11 protein-coding genes are annotated in these 14732 nt (G+C 71.3%); 3 read left to right on the top strand and 8 right to left on the bottom strand.

Features of this window, described 5'->3' with window-relative positions:
• Positions 1 to 43 precede the first annotated feature (43 nt).
• The 3 genes from OHT76_RS31260 to OHT76_RS31250 all read left to right on the top strand — a co-directional run bounded on the left by OHT76_RS31260 (position 44) and on the right by OHT76_RS31250 (position 6582).
• The gene (locus OHT76_RS31260) at positions 44 to 4891 is read left to right on the top strand and encodes an ATP-dependent helicase (protein WP_328874183.1); all 4848 of its coding nucleotides are present in this window, start codon (positions 44 to 46) and stop codon (positions 4889 to 4891) included.
• A 26-nt stretch (positions 4892 to 4917) separates the two neighbouring features.
• Positions 4918 to 5751: an Fpg/Nei family DNA glycosylase gene (locus OHT76_RS31255; RefSeq protein WP_328874182.1), complete on the top strand. Its 834-nt coding sequence runs from the start codon at positions 4918 to 4920 to the stop codon at positions 5749 to 5751.
• A 66-nt stretch (positions 5752 to 5817) separates the two neighbouring features.
• A complete protein-coding gene (locus OHT76_RS31250; protein WP_328874181.1) occupies positions 5818 to 6582 on the top strand; it encodes an SDR family NAD(P)-dependent oxidoreductase in 765 nt (254 codons plus the stop codon).
• Here the strand turns inward: OHT76_RS31250 and OHT76_RS31245 are convergent.
• From OHT76_RS31245 to OHT76_RS31210, 8 genes are all read right to left on the bottom strand, one after another.
• On the bottom strand, positions 6530 to 6805 hold the full coding sequence (locus OHT76_RS31245; protein WP_328874180.1) for a hypothetical protein: 276 nt from the start codon (positions 6803 to 6805) through the stop codon (positions 6530 to 6532). The genes OHT76_RS31250 and OHT76_RS31245 overlap by 53 nt on opposite strands.
• 90 nt (positions 6806 to 6895) lie before the next feature.
• Positions 6896 to 7366, bottom strand: a complete 471-nt coding sequence (locus tag OHT76_RS31240; protein ID WP_328874179.1) for a Dps family protein — start codon at positions 7364 to 7366, stop codon at positions 6896 to 6898.
• 159 nt (positions 7367 to 7525) lie between these two features.
• Positions 7526 to 7906, bottom strand: a complete 381-nt coding sequence (locus OHT76_RS31235; protein WP_015657463.1) for a helix-turn-helix domain-containing protein — start codon at positions 7904 to 7906, stop codon at positions 7526 to 7528.
• Positions 7907 to 8015: 109 nt separating this feature from the next.
• On the bottom strand, positions 8016 to 8561 hold the full coding sequence (locus OHT76_RS31230) for a CinA family protein (protein ID WP_328874178.1): 546 nt from the start codon (positions 8559 to 8561) through the stop codon (positions 8016 to 8018).
• The gene (gene pgsA, locus OHT76_RS31225; RefSeq protein WP_328874177.1) at positions 8558 to 9271 is read right to left on the bottom strand and encodes a CDP-diacylglycerol--glycerol-3-phosphate 3-phosphatidyltransferase; all 714 of its coding nucleotides are present in this window, start codon (positions 9269 to 9271) and stop codon (positions 8558 to 8560) included. The genes OHT76_RS31230 and pgsA overlap by 4 nt, the downstream gene beginning before the upstream one ends.
• Positions 9268 to 10737, bottom strand: a complete 1470-nt coding sequence (rimO, locus tag OHT76_RS31220; protein WP_328874176.1) for a 30S ribosomal protein S12 methylthiotransferase RimO — start codon at positions 10735 to 10737, stop codon at positions 9268 to 9270. Before rimO ends, pgsA begins: the two co-directional genes overlap by 4 nt.
• 85 nt (positions 10738 to 10822) lie before the next feature.
• Positions 10823 to 11656, bottom strand: coding sequence for a helix-turn-helix domain-containing protein (locus OHT76_RS31215; protein WP_328874175.1), 834 nt, complete (start codon positions 11654 to 11656; stop codon positions 10823 to 10825).
• Between the two features lie 244 nt (positions 11657 to 11900).
• Positions 11901 to 14603 (bottom strand): DNA translocase FtsK, encoded by a 2703-nt coding sequence (locus OHT76_RS31210; RefSeq protein WP_443049857.1) that lies wholly within the window; start codon positions 14601 to 14603, stop codon positions 11901 to 11903.
• Positions 14604 to 14732 lie beyond the last annotated feature (129 nt).

Here is a 14732-nt window from a genome sequence, read left to right as displayed (position 1 = left end):
GCAGGTCAGCGTGATTGTCAGTAGCCGGGTGCAGGATGGACGCATGGTCAGCTCCGCACACCGAGCTCTGGACGGCTTCTCCCCCGCGACCCGCGGCTGGTTCACGGGGGCCTTCTCCGCGCCCACCGCGGCCCAGGCGGGCGCGTGGCGGGCCATCGGCGAAGGTTCGGACGTCCTGGTGGTGGCGCCCACCGGGTCCGGCAAGACGCTGGCCGCGTTCCTCGCCGCCCTGGACCAGCTGGCCTCCACACCCCCGCCCGCCGACCCCAAGAAGCGCTGCCGCGTTCTGTACGTCTCCCCGCTGAAGGCTCTGGCGGTGGACGTCGAGCGCAACCTCCGCAGTCCACTGACCGGCATCCGGCAGGAGTCCGTCCGCCTGGGACTGCCCGAGCCGGAGGTCAAGGTCGGCATCCGCTCCGGCGACACCCCCGCCGCCGAGCGCCGCGCCCTGGCCACCCGTCCCCCGGACATTCTGATCACCACGCCCGAGTCCCTGTTCCTGATGCTGACCTCGGCCACCCGCGAGGCGCTGACCGGCATCGAGACGGTGATCCTGGACGAGGTGCACGCGGTCGCGGGCACCAAGCGCGGCGCCCATCTCGCGCTCTCCCTGGAGCGTCTGGACGAGCTCCTGCCCAGGCCCGCCCGCCGCATCGGCCTGTCCGCCACGGTCCGGCCGGTCGACGAGGTCGCCCGCTATCTCTCCCCGCGCCGCAAGGTGGAGATCGTTCAGCCGAAGTCCGGCAAGGAGTTCGACCTCTCGGTGGTGGTCCCGGTCGAGGACCTGGGCGAGCTGGGCGGCTCCCCGGTGGCCGACGGCAATGAGGGCGGGGAGCGCCCGTCGATCTGGCCGCATGTCGAGGAGCGCATCGCCGACCTCGTCCAGTCCCACCGCTCCACCATCGTCTTCGCCAACTCCCGCCGCCTGGCGGAGCGCCTGTGCAACCGCCTGAACGAGATCGCGTACGAGCGAGCCACGGGCGAGCCTCTTGACGAGCACCACGCCCCTGCCGAGCTGATGGGCGGCTCCGGGGCCGCCCAGGGCGCCCCGCCCGTCATCGCCCGCGCCCACCACGGCTCGGTCTCCAAGGAGCAGCGCTCCCTCGTCGAGGAGGACCTCAAGGCGGGCCGGCTCCCCGCCGTTGTGGCCACCTCCAGCCTCGAACTGGGCATCGACATGGGCGCGGTCGACCTGGTCGTCCAGGTGGAGTCCCCGCCGTCCGTGGCCTCCGGCCTCCAGCGCGTGGGCCGCGCGGGGCACCAGGTGGGCGCGGTCTCGACCGGCGTGGTCTTCCCGAAGTACCGCGGCGACCTGGTCCAGGCGGCCGTGGTCACCGAGCGGATGCGCACCGGCGCGATCGAGTCGCTCCGCGTCCCGGCCAACCCCCTGGACGTGCTGGCCCAGCAGCTCGTCGCCATGACGTCGATGGACACCTGGCAGTTCGACGACCTCCTCGCAATGGCCCGCCGGGCCGCCCCCTTCGCCTCGCTGCCCGAGTCCGCGTTCACTGCCGTCCTCGACATGCTCGCCGGGCGCTACCCCTCGGACGCCTTCGCCGAACTGCGCCCGCGCGTGGTGTGGGACCGCGTCGCCGGCACGATCACGGGCCGCCCCGGCGCCCAGCGCCTCGCCGTCACCTCCGGCGGCACCATCCCCGACCGCGGTCTGTTCGGGGTGTTCCTCGCCGGATCCGACCCCAAGAAGGGCGGGGGCCGGGTCGGCGAGCTCGACGAGGAGATGGTCTACGAGTCACGCGTGGGCGATGTCTTCACCCTCGGCACCAGCTCCTGGCGCATCGAGGACATCACCCGTGACCGTGTCCTGGTCTCCCCCGCGCCGGGCGTCCCCGGCCGGCTCCCCTTCTGGAAGGGCGACCAGCTGGGCCGCCCGCTCGAACTGGGCCGCGCGGTGGGCGCGTTCCTGCGCGAGGTCGGCTCGCTCACCAAGGAGGACGCCCGGCTGCGCCTCCTGGCGGCGGGCCTGGACGCCTGGGCCGCCGACAATGTCCTGTCCTACCTGGACGAACAGCGTGAGGCCTGCGGCCACATCCCCGACGACCGCACCATCGTCGTCGAGCGCTTCCGCGACGAGCTCGGCGACTGGCGGGTCGTCGTGCACTCCCCCTTCGGCGCCCAGGTGCACGCCCCCTGGGCGCTGGCGCTCGGCGCCAAGCTCTCCGAGCGGTACGGCATGGACGCCCAGGTGATGCACGCCGACGACGGCATTGTGCTGCGCCTCCCGGACGCCGACCTGATGGGCCTGGACCTGCTCGACCGGGAGCCCATGCAGACGGGCACGGAGTTCGACGCCGACCAGGCCCCCGTCGGCGCCGCGGACGTCGTCTTCGACAAGGGCGACGTCGACCAGATCGTCACCGACCAGGTCGGCGGCTCGGCCCTGTTCGCCTCCCGCTTCCGGGAGTGCGCCGCCCGCGCCCTCCTGCTCCCGCGCCGCAACCCCGGCAAGCGCACCCCGCTGTGGCAGCAGCGCCAGCGCGCGGCCCAACTGCTCCAGGTGGCCAGCGAGTTCGGTTCGTTCCCGATCGTCCTGGAGGCGGTCCGCGAATGTCTCCAGGACGTCTTCGACGTCCCCGGCCTCACCGAGCTGATGGGCGACCTGGAATCCCGCAAGGTGCGCCTGGTCGAGGTCACCACCCCCGAGCCCTCCCCCTTCGCGCGTTCCCTCCTCTTCGGCTACGTCGCCCAGTTCCTGTACGAGGGCGACTCCCCGCTCGCCGAGCGCCGCGCCGCCGCCCTCTCCCTCGACTCCCGGCTGCTGGCCGAGCTGCTCGGCCAGGCGGAGCTGCGCGAGCTGCTCGACGCGGAGGTGCTGACCGAGCTGGAGCGGGAGCTCCAGTGGCTCACCGAGGACCGCCGTGCAAAGGACGCCGAGAGTGTCGCGGACCTCCTGCGCCTCCTGGGCCCGCTCACGGACGCCGAGCTCGCCGAACGGGGCGCGGAGCCGCAGTGGGCGCAGGAGCTCGCCGGAGCCCGCCGCGCGATCAAGGTCCGGGTCGCCGGCGCCGACCACTGGGCGGCGATCGAGGACGCGGGCCGGCTGCGCGACGCCCTCGGCACCGCACTGCCGGTCGGCGTCCCGGAGGCCTTCACGGAACCGGTGAAGGACCCGCTCGGCGACCTCCTCGCGCGCTACGCCCGCACCCACGGCCCGTTCACCTCGGTCACCGCTGCGGCCCGCTTCGGCCTGGGCGTGGCCGTCACCGAGGGCGCCCTCCAGCGGCTCGCGGCGGCGGGAAGGGTCGTACAGGGAGAGTTCCATCCGGCCGGGATCGGCCAGGAGTGGTGCGACGCGGCGGTGTTGCGCCGCCTCAGGCGCCGTTCCCTGGCCGCGCTGCGGCACGAGCTGGAGCCGGTGCCCCCGGCCGCGCTCGCCCAGTTCCTCCCGCAGTGGCAGCACATCGGCAAGGGGCACGGGCTGCGCGGCATCGATGGACTGGTGCGCGCCATCGAGCAGTTGCAGGGCGCGTCGGTGCCCGCCTCCGCTCTGGAGAAGCTGGTCCTGCCGTCCCGGGTCGCGAACTACATGCCCGGGATGCTCGACGAACTGACCGCCGCCGGAGAGGTGGTGTGGGCGGGCGCGGGTGCCCTGCCCGGCAAGGACGGCTGGGTCTCCCTGTACATGGCGGACGCGGCTCCCCTGCTGCTGTCGGCGCCCCATCCCCTGGAGCTGACGGCGCTTCACCAGTCCGTCCTGGACGCGCTGTCCGGGGGCTACGGCCTGTTCTTCCGGCAGATCGCCGACCAGGTCCGCGCCACCACCCACCCCGACGCCACCGACCCTCAACTCGCCGACATCGTCTGGGAGCTGGCCTGGTCGGGCCGGTTGACGAACGACACCCTGGCCCCGATGCGCTCGCTGCTGGGCTCGGGCCGCACTGCGGGGTCCACGGCTCACCGCGCCAAGCGCACGATCCCGCGCGGGCGCTACGGCTCGCTCACAGCCGCCGCCCGCCCCGCCTCCCGCTCGGGCCCGCCGACGGTCGCCGGGCGCTGGGCCCTGCTCCCGGCCCACGAACCCGACCCCACCGTGCGCGCACACGCCCTGGCCCGCACCCTCCTCGACCGGCACGGCGTGGTGACCCGGGGCGCGGTCTCCGCGGAAGGCGTCGAGGGCGGGTTTTCGGCGACGTACCGCATCCTGTCCGTCTTCGAGGAGAGCGGTCAGGCCCGGCGCGGCTATGTGGTGGAGGGCCTCGGCGCCGCGCAGTTCGCGATGGACGGCGCGGTGGACCGCCTGCGCGCAGTATCGAACGCCCGCGACCGCGGCGAGACGCTGCCGACACCGGCCGCACACTTCCCGACCGACGCCTTCCCGAACGAGGCCTTCCCGGCGGACGCCTTCCCGACCAACCCCTTCACGGACCACGGTTTCGCCGAAAGCTACGACGACGGCGCCCCCCACACCCCCACCAGGCCGGACGAGTACCTCTCCCCCCGCGACTTCCCCCCGCCCCCGAACCGCCGCCGCCCCACCCCCGACTCCCGTGCCGTAGTCCTCGCCGCCGCCGACCCGGCGAACGCGTACGGCGCCGCCCTTCCCTGGCCCGAGCCCCCCACCGGCGCCGGACACAAACCGGGCCGCAAGGCGGGCTCTCTGGTCGTCCTGGTCGACGGCGAGCTGACCCTCTACATGGAGCGCGGCGGCAAGACCCTGCTGGCCTGGTCCACCGCCCCGGACGACGCACCGACGGACGACCCCCGCCTCCAGGCGGCCGCCGACGCCCTGGCCGCGGCAGCCCGCGCGGGCTCCCTGGGCACGGTCACCGTCGAACGCGTCAACGGCGCCTCGGCCCTGACGTCCCCCCTCGGCGCCCTCCTCGAAGGAGCGGGCTTCATCGCCACCCCCCGCGGTCTGCGCCTACGAGCGTGACCCGGGGCGCATGCCACCCTTGACCCATGCCCGAAGGAGACACGGTCTGGCAGGCCGCGAGACGGCTGCACGAAGCCCTCGCGGGCAAGGTGCTGACCCGCAGCGACTTCAGGGTGCCCAAGTACGCCACCGTCGACCTCACCGACCGCGCCGTCCTGGACGTCACCCCGCGCGGCAAGCACCTCCTCACCCGGATCGAGGGCGGCCTGACCCTGCACACCCACCTCGGCATGGACGGCTCCTGGAAGGTGTACACCGACCGTCAGCGCTGGACCGGCGGCCCCACCCACCAGATCCGTGCGGTCCTCGCCACCGCCGACCGCACAGCCGTCGGTTACCGCCTCCCGGTCCTCGAACTGCTCCGCACCACCGACGAGTCCCGGGCCGTCGGCCACCTCGGCCCCGACCTCCTGGGCCCGAACTGGAACCCCGACCAGGCCCTGGCCAACCTCCTCTCGGACCCCGCCCGCCCCCTCGGCGAGGCCCTCCTCGACCAGCGCAACCTCGCCGGCATCGGCAATATCTACAAGAGCGAGCTCTGCTTCCTCCTCGGCGCCACCCCCTGGCTCCCGGTCGGCGCCCTCCCGCCCGACCGCGCGGCAAAACTCCCCGCTCTCGCCAAGAAGCTCCTGGAGGCCAACCGCGACCGCCCGGTCCGCAACACGACGGGCACGACCGGCCGCCGCGGCCAGGACCTCTTCGTCTACGGCCGCGCACCCCGCCCCTGCCTGCGCTGCGGCACCTCGATCCGCTCCGCCAACCAGGGCGACGGCTCCCGCGAACGCCCCACCTACTGGTGCCCGAGCTGCCAGACCGGCCCGGCCCCGACACCGGGACATCACCGCCGTACCAGCAATTGACGATCCGCCAGAAACAGCCCGACACAACAATTGACGGCCTGTCAGAAACCCTCGTACCGTCCCTTCATGGCCGTCACCGCGTACGACCTCACCGGACGCACCGCCTTCGTCACCGGCGCCGCGAGCGGAATCGGCCGCGCGTCGGCCATTCTGCTCGCGGAAGCCGGCGCGACCGTGCACTGCGCGGACCGCGACCCGCAGGGCCTGCACGAGACGGCGACCCTGATCAAGGACCGAGGCGGCACCGCCCACACCCACCCTCTGGACGTCACGGACCGCACCCAGCTCAAGCAGGCGGTCGAATCCTGTGAGCGCCTGGACGTGCTGGCCGCGGTCGCCGGGATCATGCACAGCAGTCCGGTCCTGGAGACGAGGGACGAGGACCTCGACCGCGTCCTGAACGTCAACTTCAAGGGTGTCCTCTACGCCTGCCAGGAGGCCGCCCGCCTGATGCTCGCCCAGCGCATCCGGGGCAGCATCGTCACCATGGCCTCGGGCGCCGTCGACACCGGCGGCCCCGGACTGCTCTGCTACGGCGCGGCCAAGGCGGCGGTGGTCCAGCTGACGAAGACGCTCGCGACCGAGGTGGGCCGGCACGGCATCCGGGTCAACGCCGTGGCGCCGGGCTGGATCCGCACCCCCATGACGGACCGCCACGACGACGAAGCACAGGCGCACACCGAGGCGCTCATGACACGTATGGCGCCCCTGGGCCGCGTCGGCGAACCGGAGGACGTCGCGCACGCGGTGCTGTATCTGGCCTCGGACGCCTCGGCCTTCACGACGGGTCAGATCCTGCGTCCGAACGGGGGTGTGGCGATGCCGTGGTGATCCCGGCCGCCCGCCACGCCTGTACCCACCGCCCCGTGGCCAGCGCGCCCGCGGCCCGCGCCTTCGGCACACAGTGCACCGGCAACAGGCTCAGCCCCCACCCCCCGGCGGCAATCGCGCCCTCCACCACCCCGGCGTCCGGCGCCACGGCGAGCCGCAGCACGGCCCACCACCACAGCGCCCCGAGCCCGAGCGCCACCCCCCGGCGCACTATCCCCGCCATGACCGCCACCTCCAGCCCGCCGAACAGCCCGAAGCTAGATCACCACCCGCACCCACCGGCAGGGCGCACCAGCGGCACACGGAAGCAGCGTCACCCGTTCTCGGCCTGGAACATCCAGTGATGCTTCTCCAGATCCGCCGTGATGGTGATGAAGATGTCCTGGCTGACCGGGTCCGCCTCACCGGTCGCCCCGACCCGCTCCCGCATCCGGACGATCACCGCGCCGAGCGCCTTCACCAGCGTCCCCACCGCGTCCACGTCCTTGACCCAGCCGTCGGGCACGGCCGCGATGCCGCTGCCCCCGGCCACCGTCGCGGCGCGCCCGTCGGGCGGGACGCCGAGGGCCGAGGCGCGCTCCGCGACCGTGTCGGAGTGCGCCCGCGCGGTGTCCACGACCTCGTCGAGCTGGAGATGCACGGAACGGAACCGCGGTCCGACCACGTTCCAGTGGATCTGCTTCGCCACCAGGCCGAGGTCCACGAGATCGACGAGAGCGCCCTGCAGCGCCTCGGACACGGTCTTCAGGTCGGCGTCGGACAACGGGCTCTTGACGACGTACATCCACATGCTCCGATCGGTGTGCCGGCCCCGAGTCCCACGCCCTCCACGATGCACGAAAGCCCCGGCCGTCGCCTCTCCAGTTCGCCTGGAGAAACCCCGGCCGGGGCTTCGCACACTTCTTCAGCGCATGATCAGCTCATGCGCCCACGCGCGTGACACTCACGCGGCGACCACGTCCACAGCTTCCGCGGGCGCCTTGATCGTCACCCGTTCCGGTGGCACACCGGTCACCGAAACGGAACCCAGCATCGGTCGCACCGACGTGGGCACAGGTTCGCTGGGGGTGGCCGCAGCAGACTGGGCCAGCTCGGCGAGGGCGAGCTCGTCGCTCACTTCCCGCATGAGCTCGGACATCCGTACGTCCAGCGCGTCGCAGATGGCGGAGAGCAGCTCGGAGGAAGCCTCCTTCTGCCCCCGCTCCACCTCGGAGAGATAGCCGAGCGAAACTCGGGCGGACGAGGAGACTTCGCGCAGAGTACGGCCCTGGCGCTGGCGCTGCCGACGCAGCACGTCACCCAGCAGGCGACGGAGCAGAATCATCGGTGGCTCCCTCCTCGGACCGCGTAGCCGCATCCTTCACGCCCCACCGTACCGCCTCGCGCTGCGGCCGTGCGGGGAGCGATGTCGTGTTCACTCAGGGCTGCAAACATCAAAACCCCCCGTTCTGTTCCGTATCCTGTGCCCGCTCATTCTCGGTCTGTTCGCTCGCAAGCTGCTGAAGGAGCAACGCGAGTACGCTCCGTACACTCTCCATACGAATTTCCGCCCGGTCGCCGTTCAACCGCAGCGAGGCCACTTTCCCGCCACCAGCGGGTCCGGAATCCGCTGCCCAGGGGCCATCCACGGCCACGAAAACGGTGCCTACGGGCTGCCCGTCCTGCTCCTCGGGCCCTGCGACGCCGGTCGTCGCGATGCCCCAGTCGGCTCCCAGAGCCTTCCGCACTCCGGCCGCCATCTGGGCCGCGACCTGCGGGTCCACCGCTCCGCGCCGCTCCAGCAGGGAGGTGTCGACGCCGAGCATCCGGTGCTTGAGCTCGGTGGCGTAGGCGGTCACCGAACCCCGGAAGGCCTTGGACGCCCCGGGGGCCGCTGTGATTTCCGCCGCAACAAGGCCACCGGTGAGCGATTCCGCGACAGCGAGGGTCTCGCCCCTCACTGTCAGTAGTCGCACCACGTCGGCGGCCGGGGAATTCACGCTTCCGTCTCCTCCAACGCGGCCTTGCGCTCGGCGATTCCCTGTCTGCGCAGCACAATGGCCTGTCTTACATAGTCGAGCCCGGTCACCACGGTCAGGACGACCGCCGCACCCATCACCCAGAACCGCAGAGTGGCCAGCCACCCCGTCAGCGCCAGGATGTACATGCCGACGGCCACGCCCTGCGTGAGCGTCTTGAGCTTGCCGCCCCGGCTCGCCGGGATGACGCCGTACCGGATGACGAGAAAACGCAGCAAGGTGACGCCGAGTTCCCGGCCGAGGATCACCGCGGTCACCCACCACGGCAGATCACCGAGGGCGGACAGACAGATCAGCGCCGCCCCCATGATCGCCTTGTCGGCGATGGGGTCGGCGATCTTCCCGAAGTCGGTGACCAGGTTGTACGTCCGCGCGATATGACCGTCGAACAGATCGGTGATCATGGCGATGGCGAAGGCCGCCCAGGCGAGCGAGCGCCACGCCGGGTCATAGCCGCCGTCGGCCAGCATCAGCATGACGAACGCGGGGACGAGCAGCAGCCGGAGCATGGTCAGGAGGTTGGCGATGTTCCAGACGCTGGCCTGGTTGACGGCCGCCGCCGCGATCTTCCCACCCCGGACCGGCTTCGCGCCCCCGGGTTCACCGGAGGCCGCGGCCGCCGGCGTCGCCTTGGAGGAGCCGCCCGCGGCGGATGCCGGGACTCCGGTCATCTGGCCGCCTCCTCACCGGGTACGAGCCAGCCCTGAAGCGGCTCGGCCACGAGGTCGACACCCTCGGTGCCGACCACCTTCGCCTCGACCATACGACCGACACTCAGGCCCGCGCCGCTCGTGAGCAGCACCTGGCCGTCCGTCTCCGGCGCCTGGTGCTCGCCGCGGCCGTAGACACCCTCCTCGTCCACTGACTCCACGAGCACCTGCACGGTCTCGCCCAGGCGCTCCTCGGCCCGCTGCGAGACAAGCTGCTCGGCCAGCCGGGAGACATGTGCCAGCCGGTCGGCGACGACGTCCACGTCGAGCTTGTTCTCGTACGTCGCCGCTTCGGTGCCCTCCTCGTCGGAGTAGCCGAAGACGCCGATGGCGTCCAGCCGCGCATGGTTGAGGAAACGCTCCAGCTCGGCCAGGTCGGCCTCGGTCTCGCCGGGGAAGCCCACGATGAAGTTGGAGCGCACGCCCGCCTGGGGGGCCTTGCTCCGGATGGTGTCGAGCAGCTCCAGGAAGCGGTCGGTGTCCCCGAAGCGACGCATCGCGCGCAGCACGTCGGGCGCGGAGTGCTGGAAGGAGAGGTCGAAGTAGGGCGCGATCTTGGGCGTGGAGGTGAGGACGTCGATCAGCCCGGGTCGCATCTCGGCCGGCTGGAGGTAGCTGACGCGCACTCGCTCGATGCCGTCGACCTCGGCCAGCTCGGGCAGCAGGGACTCCAGCAGGCGGATGTCGCCGAGGTCCTTGCCGTAGGAGGTGTTGTTCTCGGAGACCAGCATGATCTCCTTGACGCCCTGCTCGGCGAGCCAGCGCGTCTCGTTCAGTACGTCGCTGGGGCGGCGCGAGATGAAGGAGCCGCGGAAGGAGGGGATGGCGCAGAAGGAGCAGCGCCGGTCGCAGCCGGAGGCGAGCTTCACCGAGGCGACGGGGGCGCCGTCGAGCCGGCGGCGCAGGGGCGCGCGAGGGCCGGAGGCGGGCGCGAGGCCGTCCGGAAGATCGACGGGCGCGTGCCCGGGCAGCGCCACCTCCGCGGCGGATTCCTGCCGCTCGGCAGGGCTGATCGGCAGCAGTTTGCGCCGGTCGCGCGGGGTGTGCGAGGCGTGGATACCGCCGTTCAGGATGGTCTGAAGCCGGTCGGAGATATCGGAGTAGTCGTCGAAGCCGAGCACGCCGTCGGCCTCGGGAAGGGCCTCGGCGAGCTCCTTGCCGTACCGCTCGGCCATGCAGCCGACCGCCACCACCGCCTGGGTTCTTGCGTGCCCCTTGAGGTCGTTGGCCTCCAGCAGGGCGTCCACGGAGTCCTTCTTGGCGGCGTCGACAAAGCCACAGGTGTTGACGACGGCGACATCCGCGTCGGAGGCATCCTCCACGAGATCCCAGCCGTCCGCCTCCAAGCGGCCTGCGAGCTCCTCCGAGTCCACCTCGTTGCGGGCGCAGCCAAGAGTGACGAGTGCGACGGTACGGCGTTCAGGCATGGGCTCAAGACTACTTTGTCCGACTGACACCGAACGCCGACGGGGTTGGCCGATCTTGGCCAACCCCGTCGTTTACGCAGCGCTCTCAGCCGACCTGAGGATCGCCCTTCGTGTACGTGAGGCGCTCCACGGCCCCCGGCTGCCAGTCGTCGTCGATCTTCTTGCCATTGACGTAGAGCTGGATCGCGCCCGCGTCGCCGAGCACGAGGTTGATCTTCTCGCTGTCCTGGAAGGTCTTGGACTCGCCCTGCTTGAGCAGGCCGTCGAAGAGGAGCCGGCCGTTGTGGTCCTTGGCGGAGATCCAGCTCCTGCCGTCGGCCGCGCTGACCTGGACCGTCACCTTGTCCTGCGGCGCGGCGGCGATGGCGCTGTCGGTCGGGTCCGGCTTCGGGTCCTCGGGCTTCTCGGTCTTGGGCTTGGACGTGGCGGGCTTACTGGTCGAGGGCGTGGCACCCTCGGCGACCGAAGCCGAGCCGCCGTCGTCACCCTTGAACGCGGTGAACCCGACAAAGCCGACCACGGCCACGATCGCGGCGACCATCGCCGCGGTCCAGTTCGGCCCGCGCCGCTCCGGACGGATGCGTTCCGCCTCGAACAGCGGGGCCGCGGGGGTCGGCGCCGGACGCCCGCCGTGGTCCGCGTCGTACTGGGCGAGCAGCGGGGCCGGATCGATACCGACGGCCTTGGCCAGGGTCCGGATGTGGCCGCGGGCGTACACGTCTCCGCCGCACGGGCCGAAGTCGTCCGCCTCGATGGCGTGCACGATGGGCAGGCGGACCCGGGTGGCGTTGCTGACGTCGTCGACGGTCAGCCCGGCAGCGATACGTGCCTGCTGGAGGGCCCGGCCGACGGACAGGCGGGCTTCGTCGGAAACGTCTTCGAACGGACGCTCGTCTTCAGGGGAGTTGCCGATGGACACGGGGGCGCCTTTCGAGCGTGTAGCCACCTGTGCTGGAGGTTCAGTCTAGGGGGGGTGCGAAAGGGTGGGGCAACCGGGCGGTAGGACTTTGTACGCCATCGGTATGGCCCGGCACACCGATGGTGGGGCAGCAGCTTTTCGCTTCCCTCAACTTGACGTACGCCGAAGGGAAACGGTTGCTCAATGATCCCTTACGGGTGAGTCACGATCGACCATCGGTGGCCCGGCCCGCGCAGGACTCTCCTCAAGCCTCCCCGCGGATCTGTGCCAGCACGCCATCCAGCTCGTCAGGCTTCACAAGAACATCACGTGCCTTGGAGCCTTCGCTCGGCCCGACGATGTTCCGCGACTCCATCAGGTCCATCAGCCGCCCGGCCTTGGCGAAGCCCACCCGCAGCTTGCGCTGGAGCATGGAGGTCGACCCGAACTGCGTGGAGACGACCAGTTCGGCCGCCTGGCACAGCAGATCGAGGTCGTCGCCGATGTCCTCGTCGATCTCCTTCTTCTGCTTGGTGCCCACGGTGACGTCGTCCCGGAAGACCGGCGCCATCTGGTCCTTGCAGTGCTGGACGACCGCCGCGACCTCGTCCTCGGTCACGAACGCGCCCTGCATACGGGTGGGTTTGTTCGCCCCCATCGGCAGGAAGAGCCCGTCGCCCTTGCCGATCAGCTTCTCGGCACCGGGCTGGTCGAGGATGACCCGCGAGTCGGCGAGCGAGGAGGTGGCGAAGGCGAGCCGCGAGGGCACGTTCGCCTTGATCAGACCGGTGACCACATCCACCGACGGCCGCTGCGTGGCGAGCACCAGATGGATACCGGCGGCGCGCGCGAGCTGCGTGATCCGCACGATCGCGTCCTCGACGTCCCGCGGCGCGACCATCATCAGATCGGCGAGCTCGTCGACGATCACCAGCAGATACGGATACGGCTGGAGCTCACGCTCACTGCCCGCCGGCGACTTGACCTTGCCGTCCCTTATGGCCTGGTTGAAGTCGTCGATGTGCCGATAGCCGTACGCCGCCAGGTCGTCGTACCTGAGGTCCATCTCCCGTACGACCCACTGCAGCGCCTCGGCGGCCCGCTTGGGATTGGTGATGATCGGCGTGATCAGATGCGGGATGCCCTCATAGGCCGTCAGCTCGACCCGCTTGGGGTCGACGAGGACCATCCGGACGTCCTCGGGGGTCGCGCGGACCATGACCGAGGTGATCAGGCAGTTGATGCACGAGGACTTACCGGAACCGGTGGCTCCGGCGACCAGGACGTGCGGCATCTTCGCGAGGTTGGCCATGACATAGCCGCCCTCGACGTCCTTGCCGAGCGCCACCAGCATCGGGTGGTCGTCCTCGGCCGCGGCGGCGAGGCGCAGCACGTCACCGAGGTTGACCATCTCCCGGTCGGTGTTGGGGATCTCGATTCCCACGGCCGACTTGCCGGGGATCGGCGAGATGATCCGCACATCCGGGCTGGCCACGGCGTACGCGATGTTCTTGGTCAGCGCCGTGATCCGCTCGACCTTCACGGCCGGGCCCAGCTCGACCTCGTAGCGCGTGACCGTCGGCCCGCGCGTGAAGCCGGTGACGGCGGCGTCGACCTTGAACTCGCTGAAGACGTTGGTGAGCGAGGCGACGACGGCGTCGTTGGCCGCGCTGCGGGCCTTACCGGGGCCCCCGCGCGTGAGGAGGTCGAGTGAGGGCAGCGCGTAGGTGATGTCGCCGGACAGCTGGAGCTGCTCTGCACGCGGCGGCAGGTCGGTGGGGGCCTCGGGCGGGGGCTTGGTGAGGTCGGCGACCTCGGCCTTCAGCTTCTCCTGCTTGGGCCGCGCGGCCGGGACGGGCGTCGGCGTCGGAGTGGTCTCCTCGCGGTCCCCGACGCTCACACCCTGGGTCAGGTCGGCGACGATCGGCGAGGGCGGCATCCCGTGCAGCACGGCTCCGTCCAGCGCGGCGGCGGCCGCCGCTGCGACGTCCACGGCGTCCATGGGACGGCTCATGTCGGGCTGGGGCACGGCGGAGCGCCGGGGCCGCCCACGACGCCGCGACAGAGCCTCCCGCTCGGCGCTGTCGGGGTCGTAGGACTCGGACGCGGGACCGCGCCGGCGGGTGCGCGCGGGCAGCGCCTCGCGCCACTGGTCGTCGTAGCGCTCGTCGTCGTCGGAGAACTCCTCCGCCTCGGGATCGTCGAGGATCCCGAGCTTCACCCCGAGCAGCCGCAGCCGCTGCGGGATGGCATTGACCGGGGTCGCCGTGACCACCAGCAGCCCGAAGATCGTGAGCAGCACCAGCAGCGGTACGGCGAGGACCTCGCCCATCGTGTACGTCAGCGGAGTCGCCGCGCTCCAGCCGATGAGGCCGCCGGCGTCCCTTATCGCCTGCATGCCGTCGCTGCGCGCGGGCGAGCCGCAGGCGATGTGCACCTGGCCGAGGACGCCGATGACCAGGGCGGACAGGCCGATGACGATCCGGCCGTTGGCCTCGGGCTGCTCCGGGTGCCGGATGAACCGTACGGCGATCACCGCGAGCAGGATCGGCACCAGCAGATCGAGCCGGCCGAAGGCGCCGGTCACCAGCATCTCGACCAGATCGCCGACGGGACCGCGCAGATTGGACCAGGTACCCGCGGCGACGATCAGCCCGAGCCCGAGGAGCAGCAGCGCGATGCCGTCCTTGCGGTGGGCCGGGTCGAGGTTCTTGGCGCCCCGCCCTATGCCGCGGAAGATGGCGCCGACGGCGTGCGCGAGCCCGAGCCAGACGGCACGCACCAGCCGGTAGATGCCCCCGGTGGGGCTTGGGGCCGGCTTGGGCGCGGGCTTCTTCGCCGCGGCCTTCTTGGCGGGCGCCTTTTTCGCGGGAGCCTTTTTGGCGGCGGCCTTCTTCGCCGGACCCTTCGCGGGAGCGGCAGCCTTCTTCGCGGGCTGCTTCTTGGCTGCGGAGGGACGTGAGGCCATAGGTGTGAGGTTACCGGTGGAGACGACAGCGGACACGTGTGCCTACTGCTTCACCCGTTCGTGTCGCCGTTACGACGGCCCTGAACTGACGCGTGTTCACAAAGACGACATCTCCAACGCGCCTCGTCG

Source organism: Streptomyces sp. NBC_00287 (assembly GCF_036173105.1).
Classification (GTDB): domain Bacteria; phylum Actinomycetota; class Actinomycetes; order Streptomycetales; family Streptomycetaceae; genus Streptomyces.
This window is presented reverse-complemented; position numbering and strand designations above follow the sequence as displayed.

Bases quoted from the DNA above. Each gene is read 5' to 3' on its own strand.
- OHT76_RS31260 (WP_328874183.1), top strand. From the start codon at position 44: ATGGTCAGCTCCGCACACCGAGCTCTGGACGGCTTCTCCCCCGCGACC.
- OHT76_RS31255 (WP_328874182.1), top strand. From the start codon at position 4,918: ATGCCCGAAGGAGACACGGTCTGGCAGGCCGCGAGACGGCTGCACGAA.
- OHT76_RS31250 (WP_328874181.1), top strand. From the start codon at position 5,818: ATGGCCGTCACCGCGTACGACCTCACCGGACGCACCGCCTTCGTCACC.
- OHT76_RS31245 (WP_328874180.1), bottom strand. From the start codon at position 6,805: ATGGCGGGGATAGTGCGCCGGGGGGTGGCGCTCGGGCTCGGGGCGCTG.
- OHT76_RS31240 (WP_328874179.1), bottom strand. From the start codon at position 7,366: ATGTACGTCGTCAAGAGCCCGTTGTCCGACGCCGACCTGAAGACCGTG.
- OHT76_RS31235 (WP_015657463.1), bottom strand. From the start codon at position 7,906: ATGATTCTGCTCCGTCGCCTGCTGGGTGACGTGCTGCGTCGGCAGCGC.
- pgsA (WP_328874177.1), bottom strand. From the start codon at position 9,271: ATGACCGGAGTCCCGGCATCCGCCGCGGGCGGCTCCTCCAAGGCGACG.
- rimO (WP_328874176.1), bottom strand. From the start codon at position 10,737: ATGCCTGAACGCCGTACCGTCGCACTCGTCACTCTTGGCTGCGCCCGC.
- OHT76_RS31210 (WP_443049857.1), bottom strand. From the start codon at position 14,603: ATGGCCTCACGTCCCTCCGCAGCCAAGAAGCAGCCCGCGAAGAAGGCT.